14 protein-coding genes are annotated in these 14,286 nt (G+C 36.6%); 7 read left to right on the plus strand and 7 right to left on the minus strand.

All coding sequences use genetic code 11. The features are described from left to right. Positions 1 to 73: 73 nt before the first annotated feature. From AsFPU1_RS23155 to AsFPU1_RS14345, 3 genes are all read left to right on the plus strand, one after another. On the plus strand, positions 74 to 784 hold the full coding sequence (locus AsFPU1_RS23155; protein WP_227875722.1) for a response regulator: 711 nt from the start codon (positions 74 to 76) through the stop codon (positions 782 to 784). Further along, complete coding sequence (locus AsFPU1_RS14340) at positions 711 to 1,976, plus strand: putative bifunctional diguanylate cyclase/phosphodiesterase (RefSeq protein ID WP_265415807.1); 1,266 nt, start codon at positions 711 to 713, stop codon at positions 1,974 to 1,976. The genes AsFPU1_RS23155 and AsFPU1_RS14340 overlap by 74 nt, the downstream gene beginning before the upstream one ends. An 89-nt stretch (positions 1,977 to 2,065) precedes the next feature. Then, on the plus strand, positions 2,066 to 2,647 hold the full coding sequence (locus AsFPU1_RS14345; protein ID WP_124975156.1) for a hypothetical protein: 582 nt from the start codon (positions 2,066 to 2,068) through the stop codon (positions 2,645 to 2,647). On the opposite strand, the gene AsFPU1_RS14350 is transcribed toward AsFPU1_RS14345, so the two are convergent. Both AsFPU1_RS14350 and AsFPU1_RS14355 read right to left on the minus strand, forming a co-directional pair. Then, on the minus strand, positions 2,634 to 2,822 hold the full coding sequence (locus AsFPU1_RS14350; protein ID WP_124975154.1) for a hypothetical protein: 189 nt from the start codon (positions 2,820 to 2,822) through the stop codon (positions 2,634 to 2,636). The two genes, AsFPU1_RS14345 and AsFPU1_RS14350, sit on opposite strands and share 14 nt — an antisense overlap. A 276-nt stretch (positions 2,823 to 3,098) precedes the next feature. Beyond that, positions 3,099 to 4,217: an RNA-guided endonuclease InsQ/TnpB family protein gene (locus AsFPU1_RS14355; protein WP_227873431.1), complete on the minus strand. Its 1,119-nt coding sequence runs from the start codon at positions 4,215 to 4,217 to the stop codon at positions 3,099 to 3,101. A gap of 52 nt (positions 4,218 to 4,269) precedes the next feature. On the opposite strand from AsFPU1_RS14355, the gene tnpA reads away from it, so the two are divergent. Continuing rightward, complete coding sequence (gene tnpA, locus AsFPU1_RS14360) at positions 4,270 to 4,686, plus strand: IS200/IS605 family transposase (RefSeq protein ID WP_124973012.1); 417 nt, start codon at positions 4,270 to 4,272, stop codon at positions 4,684 to 4,686. A 597-nt stretch (positions 4,687 to 5,283) separates the two neighbouring features. On the opposite strand, the gene AsFPU1_RS14365 is transcribed toward tnpA, so the two are convergent. The 5 genes from AsFPU1_RS14365 to AsFPU1_RS14385 all read right to left on the minus strand — a co-directional run bounded on the left by AsFPU1_RS14365 (position 5,284) and on the right by AsFPU1_RS14385 (position 10,039). After that, positions 5,284 to 6,639 (minus strand): GTP-binding protein, encoded by a 1,356-nt coding sequence (locus AsFPU1_RS14365; protein ID WP_124975152.1) that lies wholly within the window; start codon positions 6,637 to 6,639, stop codon positions 5,284 to 5,286. An 88-nt stretch (positions 6,640 to 6,727) separates the two neighbouring features. Further along, positions 6,728 to 7,675, minus strand: a complete 948-nt coding sequence (locus AsFPU1_RS14370; protein WP_124975150.1) for an HTTM domain-containing protein — start codon at positions 7,673 to 7,675, stop codon at positions 6,728 to 6,730. Then, positions 7,672 to 8,211, minus strand: a complete 540-nt coding sequence (locus AsFPU1_RS14375; protein WP_124975148.1) for a hypothetical protein — start codon at positions 8,209 to 8,211, stop codon at positions 7,672 to 7,674. Before AsFPU1_RS14375 ends, AsFPU1_RS14370 begins: the two co-directional genes overlap by 4 nt. A 310-nt stretch (positions 8,212 to 8,521) precedes the next feature. After that, positions 8,522 to 9,439: a DALR anticodon-binding domain-containing protein gene (locus AsFPU1_RS14380; protein WP_124975146.1), complete on the minus strand. Its 918-nt coding sequence runs from the start codon at positions 9,437 to 9,439 to the stop codon at positions 8,522 to 8,524. A 123-nt stretch (positions 9,440 to 9,562) separates the two neighbouring features. After that, positions 9,563 to 10,039 (minus strand): dTDP-4-dehydrorhamnose 3,5-epimerase family protein, encoded by a 477-nt coding sequence (locus AsFPU1_RS14385; protein WP_172957509.1) that lies wholly within the window; start codon positions 10,037 to 10,039, stop codon positions 9,563 to 9,565. Positions 10,040 to 10,056: 17 nt separating this feature from the next. Between AsFPU1_RS14385 and AsFPU1_RS14390 the strand changes: the two genes are divergently transcribed. The 3 genes from AsFPU1_RS14390 (at position 10,057) to dxs (ending at position 14,237) form a co-directional block, all read left to right on the plus strand. After that, entirely contained in the window at positions 10,057 to 10,926 is an 870-nt protein-coding gene (locus AsFPU1_RS14390) for an aldolase/citrate lyase/malate synthase family protein (RefSeq protein ID WP_172957508.1), read from the plus strand. Between the two features lie 52 nt (positions 10,927 to 10,978). Then, a complete protein-coding gene (locus AsFPU1_RS14395) occupies positions 10,979 to 12,094 on the plus strand; it encodes a glycosyltransferase family 2 protein (RefSeq protein WP_124975140.1) in 1,116 nt (371 codons plus the stop codon). Between the two features lie 232 nt (positions 12,095 to 12,326). Further along, on the plus strand, positions 12,327 to 14,237 hold the full coding sequence (dxs, locus tag AsFPU1_RS14400; protein ID WP_124975138.1) for a 1-deoxy-D-xylulose-5-phosphate synthase: 1,911 nt from the start codon (positions 12,327 to 12,329) through the stop codon (positions 14,235 to 14,237). The last annotated feature ends 49 nt before the right edge of the window (positions 14,238 to 14,286 follow it).

The raw sequence follows: 14,286 nt of genomic DNA on the forward strand, positions 1-14,286 counted from the left end.
CGCAAAGAATCGACGCAAAAAATGGTTGTTTCATACTCTGATTCAGCAAGTACCAAAAGAAAAGTTGGACAAGATGAATTTCATTAGTACCAATAAACCAATTAGTTTACTTAATAACCGTCAGTTTATGAATTCTAACAAGTTAGATTATTTTGGCCGCAATATTTTAATTGTTGATGATATTCCCGATAATCTCAGATTTTTATCCGCGTCTTTAAGCAGGCAAGGCTATCAAGTTCGTTGTGTTAAAAATGGGGCAATGGCATTAATCACAGCCCAAAAATCTCCACCAGATCTTATTTTATTAGATATTAAAATGCCAGAAATGGATGGATATGAAGTTTGTGAAAAGCTCAAAGCCAACGAATTAACTCGTGACATTCCTGTCATTTTTTTAAGTGCCTTAGATGATGTTTTTGATAAGGTAAAAGCCTTTACAGTGGGTGGCGCAGACTATATCAGCAAACCTTTTGAAATTCAAGAAGTGTTAGTTCGCATAGAACATCAATTATCTTTACAAGCAGCTAAAGCAGAAATTTATCAGCTAAATGCCAAATTGGAACAAAAAGTTCAAGCAAGAACCGCAAAATTAGAAGAGGTTATTAATAAACTTAATATAGAAGTTACTCACCATAGAAAAACCCAAGAACAACTCCGAAAACAGGCCTTTACACGATTCTCTGACTGGTTTACCCAATCGTACCCTGTTTATGGATCATCTGGAAAAAGCTCTCCAACGCGGTCAAAGAAACCGAAATTATTTGTTTGCTGTCTTTTTTATTGACCTTGATCGCTTCAAAATTATTAACGATAGTTGGGGACATTCTGTCGGTAATAAGCTTTTAATTGCCATTGCTAAAATTCTCCAGAGATCATGCCGTGAAATAGATACAGTTGCTCGTTTGGGTGGAGATGAATTTACCATTCTTTTGGAAGATTTGCCTGATTTTCAAGAGGCAATCACTATCGCCGACCGACTATTAGAAAAACTGCATTCTGCCATTGATTTAGGGGGTAATAAACTTTTTACCAGTGCTAGTATAGGCATCGTTTTCGGCTCGACAAATTATGAAAATGGAATAGAATTACTGCGGGATGCTGACATTGCCATGTATCGTGCTAAAGCTTTAGGAAAAGGATGTTATACTATTTTTGATCAAGAAATGTATGAGCAGACGCTTCATCTTTCACAAACCGAAAATGATTTGCGTTTAGCTCTAGAACGTCAAGAGTTTCGGCTTGACTATCAGCCCATTGTCTCTCTAAAAACCGGTCAAATGGAAGCATTTGAAGCCTTGTTGCGCTGGCAACATCCTGAAAAAGGATTAATTCATCCTAGTGATTTTATCCCGATTGCTGAAGAAACTGGCTTAATTGTACCCATTGGAGAATGGGTTTTACGGTCCGCTTGCCAACAATTACGAACTTGGCATCTTAAGTTTCCCCATGCTTCATCTTTGCAGATCAGCGTCAATCTTTCGAGTAGACAAATTAAATGCTTGAATTTTCTTGATAACTTAACAAAAATTATAATTGATACGGGTTTAAATGGGGAAAATTTATGTTTAGAATTGACTGAAACTATGATTATGGATCAAGGAGAAAAGACTATCGAAATTCTATCCCATATTAAAGAGAAAAATATCCACTTAAGTCTCGATGATTTTGGGACGGGTTATTCCTGCTTAAGTTATTTACATCGTTTCCCTATAGATACTCTTAAAATCGACCGCTCTTTTGTCAATTGTATTGATACTGAAAAAGCAAATTCTGGCATCATAAAGACAATCATTACCCTAGCTGATTCTTTGGGGATGAAAGTGATCGCTGAAGGAGTTGAAACATCATCTCAATTTACTCATTTAAAAAGTTTAGGCTGTGACGCAGCCCAAGGATACTACTTTAGTCAACCTCTTAGCTCACAGTTAGCAGAATCAATAATTACTACCAATCGTCATTTCCTCGACGAAAGATAATTTTCGTCTCTAAGTTTTTTATTATAGTTAAAAAATTATCCTAGCTTTTTCTGAAGAAATATTGGTATAATCTAAAATATTAAATTTTTATGATTCAATTATTTGCTTTCATGAAAGAAGTCAAATATCCCCTCTGGAATCTCAACAGTATCAGCTTAATACCCGTAATTTTGTTATTATTTTTTGCTGCTAGTTTGGGTATGGTTTGGCAAATTTTCCATAGTCATACCTTAACGGAAAAAATACTCGCCTTTTCTCTGTTTTTAGCCTCTATTGAGCAAGGAAGAATGGCAAAAGTTGATTTAGACCAAATTGTACAAGTAAAACAACATATTGAAGATTCTCGCTTAACTCATTTTTCTTTAGTAACTATCACCACCATTATTGTAGAACTTATGGGCTTTTTTTGTGCATTTTTTCTACCTTATTGGGGAACATTGATCATAATATTAAGCCTCGCTGGATTTAATCTTTTTGCAGGTATCAGACTTCACCCTAATGAAGAAATAATGATTGAACCTTGGGGGGTTTTACCCAGATTACCTATCCTATTAGCTGATGGATTAGGATTAGTTTTAGTTAGTTTGGCCATGCTTCCATTTACCCCCCTAGTTATGGTATTATTATTATTAACAATCTTTCTTATTTATGGCTGGATTAAGTATATTTAAACAGTTGAGCAGTCGTGTTAAAAAATTGCTTAGCTCCTTCTGTTAAACTATCTTCGTCTAACACCCATAATTCCTCATCATTGTTATCCCAATTATCTTGATTTTCTTCTAAGATAGATTCCATTAAAAAAATGAGATAGAGTTCATCTTGAATATTATTAGAAAAATTACACATTGATTTCCGCCTCCTATTTCCTTTTATTTAATTATCTTAAATTCTGAATTAATTATCTTCATTCCTAAGACTTATTCAGTAGGATGATTTAAAACCCACTAAGGATGAAGTCATCTATCCATTAAGAGTGCAACTATTCATCCCAATGGGTGAATTGAGAGCATGACTTGACACTCTCGCCGCTAACCGCTTGGGGGGTGTAGCGGGAGATTCCTGATTCAACGAGCGATGCTTTCTAATACAAGTACCAGCGAGTCTTATTCACTCTCCACAGGCTTAAAATTCCGTCTGTCCGGCGGTATTTATTGACAGTATTCTTAATCCTTCTGCTCTGATATTTTTAGCTGCGTTTTCGTCTCGGTCATGGTGAGTTTGACAATTAGGACAAACCCAATCTCTGATGCTTAAATTTATCAAATTATTTTTGAATCCGCAGCAAGAACAGGTTTTTGTACTTGGATAAAATCTGTCAACTTGAACAAGTTTCCCCCCCTCTCTTTCTAGCTTGTAGCTTAAGAAGTTTAGTAACATACCAAATCCAGCATCAAGTATTGATTTAGCTAATTTGGTACGCGCTAATCCTTTTATACAAAGGTTTTCTGCTACAATGACTTGGTTTTCGTCAACGAGCTTTCTTGAGAGTTTGTGGAGAAAATCTTGTCTAGTATTAGTAATTTTTTCGTGAACAAGAGCGACTTCTTTAATCGCTTTTCTACGGTTGTTAGAACCCTTGGTTCTACGAGATAATTTCTGTTGTCTCCTTTTTAATCGTTTGGCATATTTTCTAGTTGGTTTAATTGGGTCAACCTTATAAGTTGTTTCACCATCAAAGACTGTCACTAGGCTAGATAAGCCTAAATCAATTCCTGAGACTTTAGAGGTTTTATTGATGATTAAATCGTCAGATTCAAATAAAATAGAGGCAAAATATTTACCTGTACTTGTTTTTGAAACTGTCACTGACTTAATCTTTCCTAAAATCTCTTTTGAAAGTTTAGCTTTAACAATCCCCAGTTTTGGGAGCTTTAAACCGTTGTTATTAAGAGAACAACCTTCAGGGTAACGGATTGATTGTTGTTTATATTTACTCTTAAACTTAGGAAATTTAGCCCTTTTAGAAAAGAAATTTTTAAAAGCAGCTTCTAAGTTTTTGAGTGCCTGTTGTAAGGTGGCAGCCGTTGATTCTTGCAACCATTCAAAATCAGGGAGCTTTTTTAGCTGAGTTAGGTCTTTTGCCATTTGGCAATAAGTCATCCCAATCCCAGTTTCTTGATACTGATTGTTAGTCTTATTTAAGTAAAAATTATACACAAATCTTGCACAGCCTAAATTTCGATTTAAGGCAATTTCTTGTGGCTGATTTGGATAAATTCTGACTTTTAAGACATTTAACACGGCTTTCGACCTGTTGTGTTACATTAGCCAGTGTAACACTTAACGCTTTAATATGTCAAACGCTTACAATCATGGATTTAGATCGGTCTACAGACTTAACGCTCATATTGTTTTTGTCGTTAAATACAGAAAACAGGCTATCAGTGAACCTATACTGTCTAGACTTCAAGAAATCTTTAAAGACACTTTAAATAAATGGGATTGTGAATTACTAGAATTTAATGGCGAGTCCGACCATGTTCATTTGCTCATTGACTACAAACCCGATAAACCTTTATCTACTTTAATCGGTAATTTAAAAACTGTTAGTAGTAGGTTGATACGAAAAGAAAACCCTGACTTGTCTAAGAAATACTTTTATGGAAAACCTTATTTTTGGACAGGCTCTTATTTTGTGGCAAGTTGTGGTGGCGTAACTGTTGAACAACTTAAAAATTATGTTGAAAACCAAAATTCCCCTAAGAAATAAGGACTCCCTACGGTCGGTTTATTTGTTGGCAAAAATTCATCTCACCGCTAACCGCTTAGGCGGTGTAGCGGGAGTCCTCTTTTTGCATTTTAGATAGTATAATTTTTTGTAGGTTGGGGAGCCACTTCCTCTACTTGGGGTCTCCCCAAGTAGAGGAAGTGGCGTTTGAGGAACGAAACCCCACACAGCACAGAGGTTTAGTCTGCATTATTCATGACAAGCTACGAGGCCAGTTATGGGGTTCTATCGGACAAGTTATGCTAAATTATCACAAATAATCGACTTTAACTCGTTCATAGTTCAGCTATACAAAACAGGTAAGATGCGGCGTTCCACACCTAGAATTTAGTCCGCGCTCGTCGGACTTTGTTTCTATAGGATAAGGCTTTAGTCTTTTATTCATTATTAATTTAGCATAGTAAGTCCGGTAGAACCAAAAACCCAGGGCGGGTTTATCTAGTTTTTTGGTAATAATCATTGATTTATGTAAAAAACCCGCCCCTACTACAAATTTTGTGTAATTAATTTTGTCTACCTACTTATGATTAGCGGTGCTGTGATAACATTAATAGGATTAAGTCTAGCTTTTTTAACTCTCTAAAACTCCTGTCGTAAACGATAAAGAATAGTATTGCGGTCAATTTCATCAAGAATTGTTTTAATAACGGTACTTGGCCCCAATGGCCCCCAACTACAGCCTTTTTCTAAATATTCTTGGGCTGCTTTTCCAATAATATAAGCACAATATCCCGCCATTCCTCCTTGCATTAAAGCGGTAGTTCCATAAGTAGTTAATATAGCAGGACTTTCTAAAAAACTAGACACCGCAGACGCACTTTTTCCGACTCCTAAAATCAAACTACTCCCTAGTTCTGTTAATAATAATCCCCCTGAACTAAAAAGAATTTTTCGCCATAATTTCCCCGCTTCATGATTAGTAATGGGCAAGCCATACAATTGAGCTAAGGCACGAATTAAAGATAAATCGGCAAAAGCTCCTCCAATTATATCAAATAAAGCAACCGGATTTAAACCCACAATTAAAGCTTTATATTTAGTATATTGCCAAATAATTTTTTCTGCTTCTTTTTGTCTAATTTCTAATGTTTTTTGAGCAATATTTTCTTCCGCTTGTTTTGCTTGCATTAAAGCATTAATTGATAAAAGAGACTTGCCTTCTTGGTTTAAAATATTAAGAATAGTTTGACGAAGTTGTTCAATATCTGGGGGAGGTGTTTCCCATTCTTCTGTTACTTTACCATTAGGATATTCCACTCTAATAGGAATGGGTTGAGGTTCAGCGGCCACCATAATAATTTCTTCCGTTGAAAGAAGTGGATTTGCTTTTCCTTGGGATTTAATAGCAATATTTTGTAATTGTTTATAAATAGTTTCACAATCTTTTTCAGGATAAAGATCAATCTTATTAAACACTAAAATAAGAGGTTTTTGAGCGCGTCTTAACTCCCATAAAGCTTGATATTCTGTCCGAGTAATATCTCCCGCCACAATAAAGAGAATTAAATCAGCTTGACGCGCTATTTCTTGAGCCATATTTGCCCTTGCTTCCCCCTGAATTTCATCTAACCCAGGAGTATCAATAAATTCTATTTGTATCTTACCGCTAGGAGGTGTCCAACGCACTGATTTTGGCCACTGAGTTACACCATGAAGGGGCCCAGTATCAAGAAGTTTCTGTCCAATTAAAGCATTAACAACCGCAGATTTTCCCCGACTAACTAACCCAAAGGTAGCAATTTTAATTATATTTTGTTCTACTTTATCTAAAGCTTCTTTTAGTGCTTGTAAATCTTGTCGTACTGCTGCTTGCAGTTCAGGATTAGGGGGATAATTCCAATGACGACGAAAACTCGCATACCAGGATAACGCTTGTTGGAGACTAACGCGAGCTTGTTGGAGATGGGTTTCTTGTTGCGTTTGAGTCAAAGTAATTTTAAATAATGAATGATAACTAATTAATTAAATTATAGCAAATCTGGTATAAATTGTGTGTTTTGTAAGGGCAATTTATGAATTGTCTCTAGAAGTAGAATCTCTTGGTAAGTCCTGTTTTTATCTTATTTAACCCATGCTTTATCAGTTTAAAATCTTCTGGCTCAGTAAAAGATAATAATCCCACTAACATGAGCCATTGAAATAAAAATAAATTCATGGCATATTCGAGAGAGAGGTGCATTCCCACTGCTATTAATAAGGCAAAACGACGGGTTTCTTTAAACCATAAACCAATAGGAATAAATAATTCAACTACTAAAACTATCCAAGTCATTATCTTCATTAATGTTAATGAAGTAAACAAAAATTGAGGAACGGGAAAATGTCCAAATAAATCGTCTAAATGACTAACATAATAAATTGCTGTTCCATTAACCCAGTCTTCTCCTTTCATTTTTTCCCATACTGTAGAAAAGTAAATTAATGACATCTGAATCTGAAGTAATCTTAAAGCCCAAGTTGATTTTTTTTTATTTAAAGTATATCCTTTACGAGTATTTAAACAATTATCTAAAGAATAGTAAGTTCCAATTGGCATAAATATTAAAAAAAATCCTATTAGTCTAAATAAAGTATCTTCTGCATCAAATAAAATATGATGGCGATGGACAAAAGAAACAAACCAAATAAAGACACAAATCGCTTGAAATCTGCTAAATAAGCCAATTAATAATAGAATAATTTGAGAGACAAAAATTCCATAACACAGCCATAATACGTCATTATTCTTAGGTAGCCACATAAAAATTGTTAGAGTATCAGGATCAATAATTTCTCTAGATACTGAGTAAGGTAAAAGCCCATTTTCTCCAAACCAATTGTTTAAATCTGGTAACAAAACTAAAAGATTAATTAGTAATAAAAAACTATAAAAAATGCGAATAATATCACAAATTTGAGGATTAATAGGCTGATGAAAAAATATATTCCAACCTCGAAAAATTTGCTTCCAGCTTAAAGAAGAAATACTCATGGATTCCCTTGCCAAGTATACAGTTGAGTATAATTTATTTTCTGATTATCTGATATTTCTTTCTGTACTTTATTGTCGTTAGGTGGCGGAATATTGACCCATTCTTGAATTAAAAAAATTTTGATAGGTTTCGCTTCTGGATTATTAGGAGAAACAATATTTTTAGCTAAATATTCAGCTAAATGTGGCCAAGTTTTTTGATAAGTTTGTAAGCGAACACCATCATAATATTCCATATATCGAAACTTAATAAAACGTTCCCAAATTGACATTTGAGTCCAATCAGGAGAAGACCATTTTCCTTGAGTTAGATCAGAAAATGTGATTTTTGCAATAATACGACTATTAATTTTATCCACATTAGGAGCAAATAATTGCCAACTTCCTTGCCAAATTCCCATAGCATCTACTATGGGGTCAATCATCTGTTTTAAGCGACCATGTAACAAAGAAGTTTCAGGTAAACCGTCAATTAATATTAAGAATAAGATAAAAGCAATAAAAGTATTAAGAACAAATCTTTGACCTAATTTCATCAACACTTTTTAAGTATTAGATAATATTGATTTATGTAAAAAACCCAGGGCGGGTTTATCTAGTTTTTTGGTAATAATCATTGATTTATATAAAAAACCCGCCCCTACTACAAATTTTGTGTAATTAATTTTGTCTATCTACTTATTAAGATTCTACTAAAATTATATAAAATCAGAAAGAGAACCGACGACTTTCCTTGTTTCGTCTCGGCTCTCTTGCTGGTTTTCGCTCCTCACACTTGTAATAACTATAGAAGAAACTTTTTATTTTGTCACTGTCCTTAAAGAAAATTTTAAATTTGTTGTAAAGTTATAATTCGACTGGGGGAACACGCCCTGTTTCCCTCTCCCAGAGCCTCTTTAACCATTGTTGTGTCACCCAAATTAATCCTAGTCTGGCTTGGGATAATTCGGGAGTCTCTCGCAACGTTTCTCCAAAAATACGACAATAACGCTCAAATTCTAAAAAAGATAGGCTTAAATTAGTAGCTAATTTACTTAAACTCTCTAAAGATTCACTAGAAACTTGATCACTCGTGTTTACTAAGCAAGAAATCAGCGATCGCTCTTTTGGGTCACTTAACCATAAATTTTTCTCTGATGTCCTTAACCAAGGAATGGGTTGAGGTTTTTTTTGAGGCTGAGTAAAACTACTCAAAACCGAGTCATTAAGCTGGATTATCCCTTCTTGATCTCCAAGACGTAATAGGGCGCAACAACGAGCATGAGCATAGTTAACTAAGAATGAATTGTCATAATTACCTGACATTTGTCGGTGATTTGACGGTTGCCATTCTTCAAAATTAAGCGAACTAATGTATTGTAGCCACATGGCCAAGGAGGAATCAGTCAAACGAAAATCTAACCACCCTGGTTCAATAAATCTCACCCTGACACTTAACTGAGGAAACAACTCGTCAGAATCATCAATCTGAGGGAGCAAAAGAGCTAATATATCTTGAGCTAGTTGTGGAGGGGATAAACCAGACTGACGGGATAATTGAAACGCGATCGCACAACGATAAGTAATGTCTGTCCCATGAGACAAACGAAATAGAGAAATCTCTTGAACTTTCAAATCATTGGGAGCAACTTGTAACCCTGATTTACAATTTAATCGAGTCAATAAAAATAGTTTCAGGCACTTCTGAAGGGAAAAAGTCTCTAATGTCAGATTAAACGGATAAAAATGTCCTTTAATTCCTTGATTATCTAGGCTAAAATTCACATTTTTAAGATGGATTCCAAAGATTATGTTTTAGATTTAAAAAATTTAGTTTGGAGCATTATTGATCACCCAAATTATTAATTATAAATACGATAGGAATAGAAGGACAAATTTGCCGTTTTATTATGACCATTTGTAGGGAATTAGGTCTGTATCAAATGGTAAACGTTCTTCGTCGGGAGTATCTGCTATAAAAGCAACTGAGTTAAGATGCAAGGCAAAGGTTTCTTGAGTACCAACTGCTTGAAAACCATGCCAAATTCCTGGAGGAAACTGAACTAGCTTGGGAGCCAATTCTCCTAACAATATAGTATCAACTCTTTCATAGGTTGGAGAATCCTCTCTAGCATCGTAGAGAACAAGTTTTAATAACCCTATAATGACAGCAATTTGGTCTATCTGTATAGAGTGCTTATACCAAGCCTTGATAACACCAGGAAAAGTAGAAGTGATATAAGCTTGTCCAAAACCGGGGAAAATAGAATCATCAAATCTTTGGACTTCCATCAGTCGTCCTCGTTCATTAGGAACAAGTTTTAAGGGAGATACTTGTACCCCATCTATCCAATCTACATTAGAGACTTTTGATGTCAAACCCATAAAAACTAGAGAGATTGTTGACAATTTATACTTGCTATTATATCTTAAATCATATTGCATATTATAGAATTTGGAAATTAGTGGTTATCAATCATTTAAACTTATTGTTATTTACAAAAGATGTATCATTAGCAAAACAAGCTGAGGAAGCAGGTGTTGAGAGCATTATAGTTGATTGGGAGCAAACAGGTAAACATCAAAGACAGAGCGGTTATTCAACAGAGATTAACTCACATACAACCCAAAATGTGATTGAGCTTGCTGAAGTTATTACTATACCAATTACAGTCAGGATTAATCCCTTTGGATCAAATACCATTAAAGAAATTGAGACAGCACTAGATTGCGGTGCTAAGATTATTATGTTGCCTATGGCCAAACATCCCAGAGAAGTAGAAAAATTTCTAGATTTAGTTCATGGGAGAGCGGAAACAATCATTCAGATTGAAACTTCCGAGTTAGTTGAACATTGCCATCTCCTTCGAGATCTTTCATGGAACTATGCTTACATCGGTTTGAATGACCTAACTATTTCACGCCAAAAAACATGGATTTGGGATTTAGTAGCTGATGGCACAGTAGAAAAGATTTTTGAAAGTTTAGGGCATCGTCTAATCGGGTTTGGAGGTGTTACTATAATTAGTGGTGGAAACCCTATCCCTTTCATCAACATCTTACATGAAATGTCCCGACTAAACTGTCGATTAAGTGTTTTAAGACGTAGTTTCAAAAGGGAAATTGTAGGGCGTGATTTTCAGACTGAAATTGATGCTATTCGGACTGCTTGGGTGGCTGCATCCGAAAGGAATCCGAAGACTATTCAGGATGATCATCTAGCTTTTATAGAGCTACTTCGAGATAAAAAATATATGTTATACAAAGTTTAAGTTTTTTAAAAAAATTGTATTTTTGATTTTCTTCGTTTTTTTTAAAGACCCAATGATGGATATAGCTGTTATCATCCCATTATTTAATGGTGCCAAATGGATTCGTCAAACCCTAGAGTCAGTTTTTTCTCAATCTCACTTACCACGAGAAGTGGTAGTAGTAGATGATGGCTCAACCGATAAATCATTAGAAATCCTTCAGGATTTTCCTCATGTCAAACTGTTACGATCTCCCGATAAAGGAGGTCCTGCGGCGCGAAATTTTGGACTACAACAGACTACAGCACCATTGGTAGCATTTCTCGATCAGGATGATATTTGGCATCCTGATCACCTGCGTCTTTTAAGCGGTCTTCTGTGTCAATATCCTCAATATCCGGCTGCCGTTGCCATGATGTTAAGTTTTGAAGATAACCTAGTGTTTCCACATCCTGTTCTCGATGAGTATCCTTTGGATTTTTGGAGTACCTTTCCCAGAAATAGTATTGGTGGTCCTTCGCCAATTCTAATCCGTAGAACTGCTCTCGATTCAATTGGAGGCTGGCCAACAAAATTTTCTACAAGTGCTTTTTATGCTTGGCTGAGACTCAGTGCCAATCATCCCTTTATGCAAAACCGAAGCTTTACAGTTGGATATCGTCAGCATGATCAATCTCATAGCTATAGATTACGGAAACAATGTAGTTTTTATGATGAACAAATAGAAGCTTTAGAAGATGCCCTTCCTTATAGGATAATGGCTCAACCTCAAGAAGAGAAAGAGTTAAGAAAACGGTTAGATACTTGGTTCATTTTATCTGATCTATTGAAGGCAATAGTTAATTGTGATTACACGCTTCTAGAAAAGTATGCTCTGATTTTAGAAGATAATTTATCTGACTTCTCAACGGAATTTAGTGAATCTTTGTGTCAAAGTTTAGTCTTTTGGAATTTAGTACCTGTTTGGCGTTATGATTCATTACAACAGCAGCAACAACTAATAGAAACTCTATTAGAACATTGGCCTAAAAAAGCAGAAAGAACGAGACAAATTATCCGATCATTGACTCAGCAAATTGCACCAAGAAAAGCATTTATAAAATATCTATTACATCGTCCCTTTTCTTGGAAACGGTGGATTGTATTTTCAGAGATAATCTTCAATTTATCCCCAACCCCTAACCCCTAACCCCCATCTTCACTTTGGCCTACTTGTCACCCCGTCAGCCCTTATTCTCTCGTTGAAAAAATTATCCACGACGAACTCCGAATTCAGGTTGCCCCTTTACAACCCCTATGACGTGCTATAATTATCGGGCGGTAATCCCCACGAAGCAAGAATCCCACCGCTTCTAGCTGTGGAAGTTTCAAAGTGAGATATAGCGATCTAAAATTAAACTCGTAGAAAACAGGCCATTTCTATGCATATAAGTGACATGACTCATCCCAATCAGTTGCATGGCTTATCACTTCGACAACTGGAGGATGTCGCCCGTCAAATTCGAGAAAAACATTTACAAACCGTCGCCGCAATAGGAGGCCATTTAGGCCCAGGGTTAGGAGTTGTAGAATTAACCGTTGCCTTATACCAAACCCTAGATTTAGACCGAGATAAAGTCATTTGGGATGTGGGACACCAAGCCTATCCCCATAAAATATTAACCGGACGTTATCATCGTTTCCACACTTTACGGCAAAAAAAAGGCGTTGCTGGCTATCTTAAACGTTGTGAGAGTCAATTTGACCATTTTGGAGCGGGACACGCCTCTACTAGCATTTCTGCTGCTTTGGGAATGGCTTTAGCCAGAGATTCTCAAGGAGAAGACTACAAAGTTGTTGCTATCATCGGAGATGGTGCCTTAACCGGAGGTATGGCCCTAGAAGCCATTAACCACGCCGGCCATTTGCCCCATACTAACCTGATGGTGGTCTTAAACGACAATGAAATGTCGATTTCTCCCAATGTGGGCGCAATTTCTCGTTATCTCAACAAAGTTCGTCTCAGTGATCCGGTACAGTTCCTCTCAGACAACCTAGAAGAACAATTTAAGCATTTACCCTTCTTTGGTGAGGCATTTAATCCCGAAATGGAACGGCTTAAGGAAGGCATGAAACGCCTTGCTGTACCGAAAGTTGGCGCAGTCATTGAAGAATTGGGCTTTAAATATTTTGGCCCTATTGATGGTCATAATTTACAAGAATTAATCGCCACCTTCAAACAAGCCCATAAAGCCACAGGCCCCGTATTCGTCCATGTTGCCACAGTTAAAGGCAAAGGTTACGAATTAGCCGAAAAAGATCAAGTGGGCTATCATGCCCAAAGTCCCTTTAATTTGGCGACCGGAAAAGCTATTCCCTCCAATACCCCTAAACCTCCTAGTTATTCCAAGGTTTTTGCCCATACCCTCACTACCCTCGCTCAAAATAACCCTAAAATTATCGGTATTACGGCAGCGATGGCTACTGGGACAGGACTTGATAAACTTCAGGCAAAATTACCGAAACAATACATTGATGTGGGTATTGCCGAACAACACGGCGTTACTTTAGCCGCAGGGTTAGCTTGTGAAGGAATGCGCCCCGTAGTGGCGATTTACTCCACTTTTCTACAACGGGCTTACGATCAGGTCTTACACGATGTCTGTATTCAAAACTTGCCCGTTTTCTTCTGTTTAGATCGGGCCGGTATTGTAGGCGCAGACGGGCCTACCCATCAAGGGATGTATGATATTGCCTATCTACGGTGTATCCCCAATATGGCTATTATGGCACCCAAAGATGAAGCGGAATTACAACGCATGATAGTGACGGGAATCAATCATACTGATGGCCCTATTGCTATGCGTTATCCTCGTGGTAACGGTATCGGGGTTCCTCTGATGGAAGAAGGATGGGAACCTTTACCCATCGGCAAAGGGGAAATTCTGCGTAATGGGGATGATCTTTTATTAGTCGCTTACGGTAGCATGGTTAATACGGCCTTGCAAGTGGCTGAAGTTCTCAGAGAACACTCTGTTGAGGCCACAGTCATAAACGCCCGTTTTGTTAAACCTTTAGATACCGAGTTGATCCTACCTCTAGCCCAACGTATCGGTAAAGTCGTTACTTTAGAGGAAGGCTGTTTAATGGGAGGTTTCGGATCGGCTGTAGCTGAGGCTTTAATGGACAATAATGTCTTAGTTCCTCTTAAACGCTTTGGAGTCGGGGATCACCTAGTTGATCATGCTACACCCAATGAATCTAAATCTGATTTGGGGTTAACCAGTCCTCAAATTACGGAACAAATTCTCAAAACCTTTTTTAGTGTTAAACAATCTTCTGTTGTCAGCTAAATTACACTAATTAGACAAATAAACTGTAGGGGTCAGACTGTTGACCCCT

Origin of the sequence: Aphanothece sacrum FPU1, from assembly GCF_003864295.1 — a bacterium.
In the GTDB taxonomy this organism is placed as follows: domain Bacteria; phylum Cyanobacteriota; class Cyanobacteriia; order Cyanobacteriales; family Microcystaceae; genus Aphanothece_B; species Aphanothece_B sacrum.

Coding starts and splice junctions, on each gene's coding strand:
- AsFPU1_RS14370 (WP_124975150.1), bottom strand. CDS start 7,675: ATGAGTATTTCTTCTTTAAGCTGGAAGCAAATTTTTCGAGGTTGGAAT.
- AsFPU1_RS14340 (WP_265415807.1), top strand. CDS start 711: ATGGATCATCTGGAAAAAGCTCTCCAACGCGGTCAAAGAAACCGAAAT.
- AsFPU1_RS14385 (WP_172957509.1), bottom strand. CDS start 10,039: ATGGGTTTGACATCAAAAGTCTCTAATGTAGATTGGATAGATGGGGTA.
- AsFPU1_RS14395 (WP_124975140.1), top strand. CDS start 10,979: ATGATGGATATAGCTGTTATCATCCCATTATTTAATGGTGCCAAATGG.
- AsFPU1_RS14350 (WP_124975154.1), bottom strand. CDS start 2,822: ATGTGTAATTTTTCTAATAATATTCAAGATGAACTCTATCTCATTTTT.
- AsFPU1_RS14345 (WP_124975156.1), top strand. CDS start 2,066: ATGATTCAATTATTTGCTTTCATGAAAGAAGTCAAATATCCCCTCTGG.
- dxs (WP_124975138.1), top strand. CDS start 12,327: ATGCATATAAGTGACATGACTCATCCCAATCAGTTGCATGGCTTATCA.
- AsFPU1_RS14375 (WP_124975148.1), bottom strand. CDS start 8,211: ATGAAATTAGGTCAAAGATTTGTTCTTAATACTTTTATTGCTTTTATC.
- AsFPU1_RS23155 (WP_227875722.1), top strand. CDS start 74: ATGAATTTCATTAGTACCAATAAACCAATTAGTTTACTTAATAACCGT.
- tnpA (WP_124973012.1), top strand. CDS start 4,270: ATGTCAAACGCTTACAATCATGGATTTAGATCGGTCTACAGACTTAAC.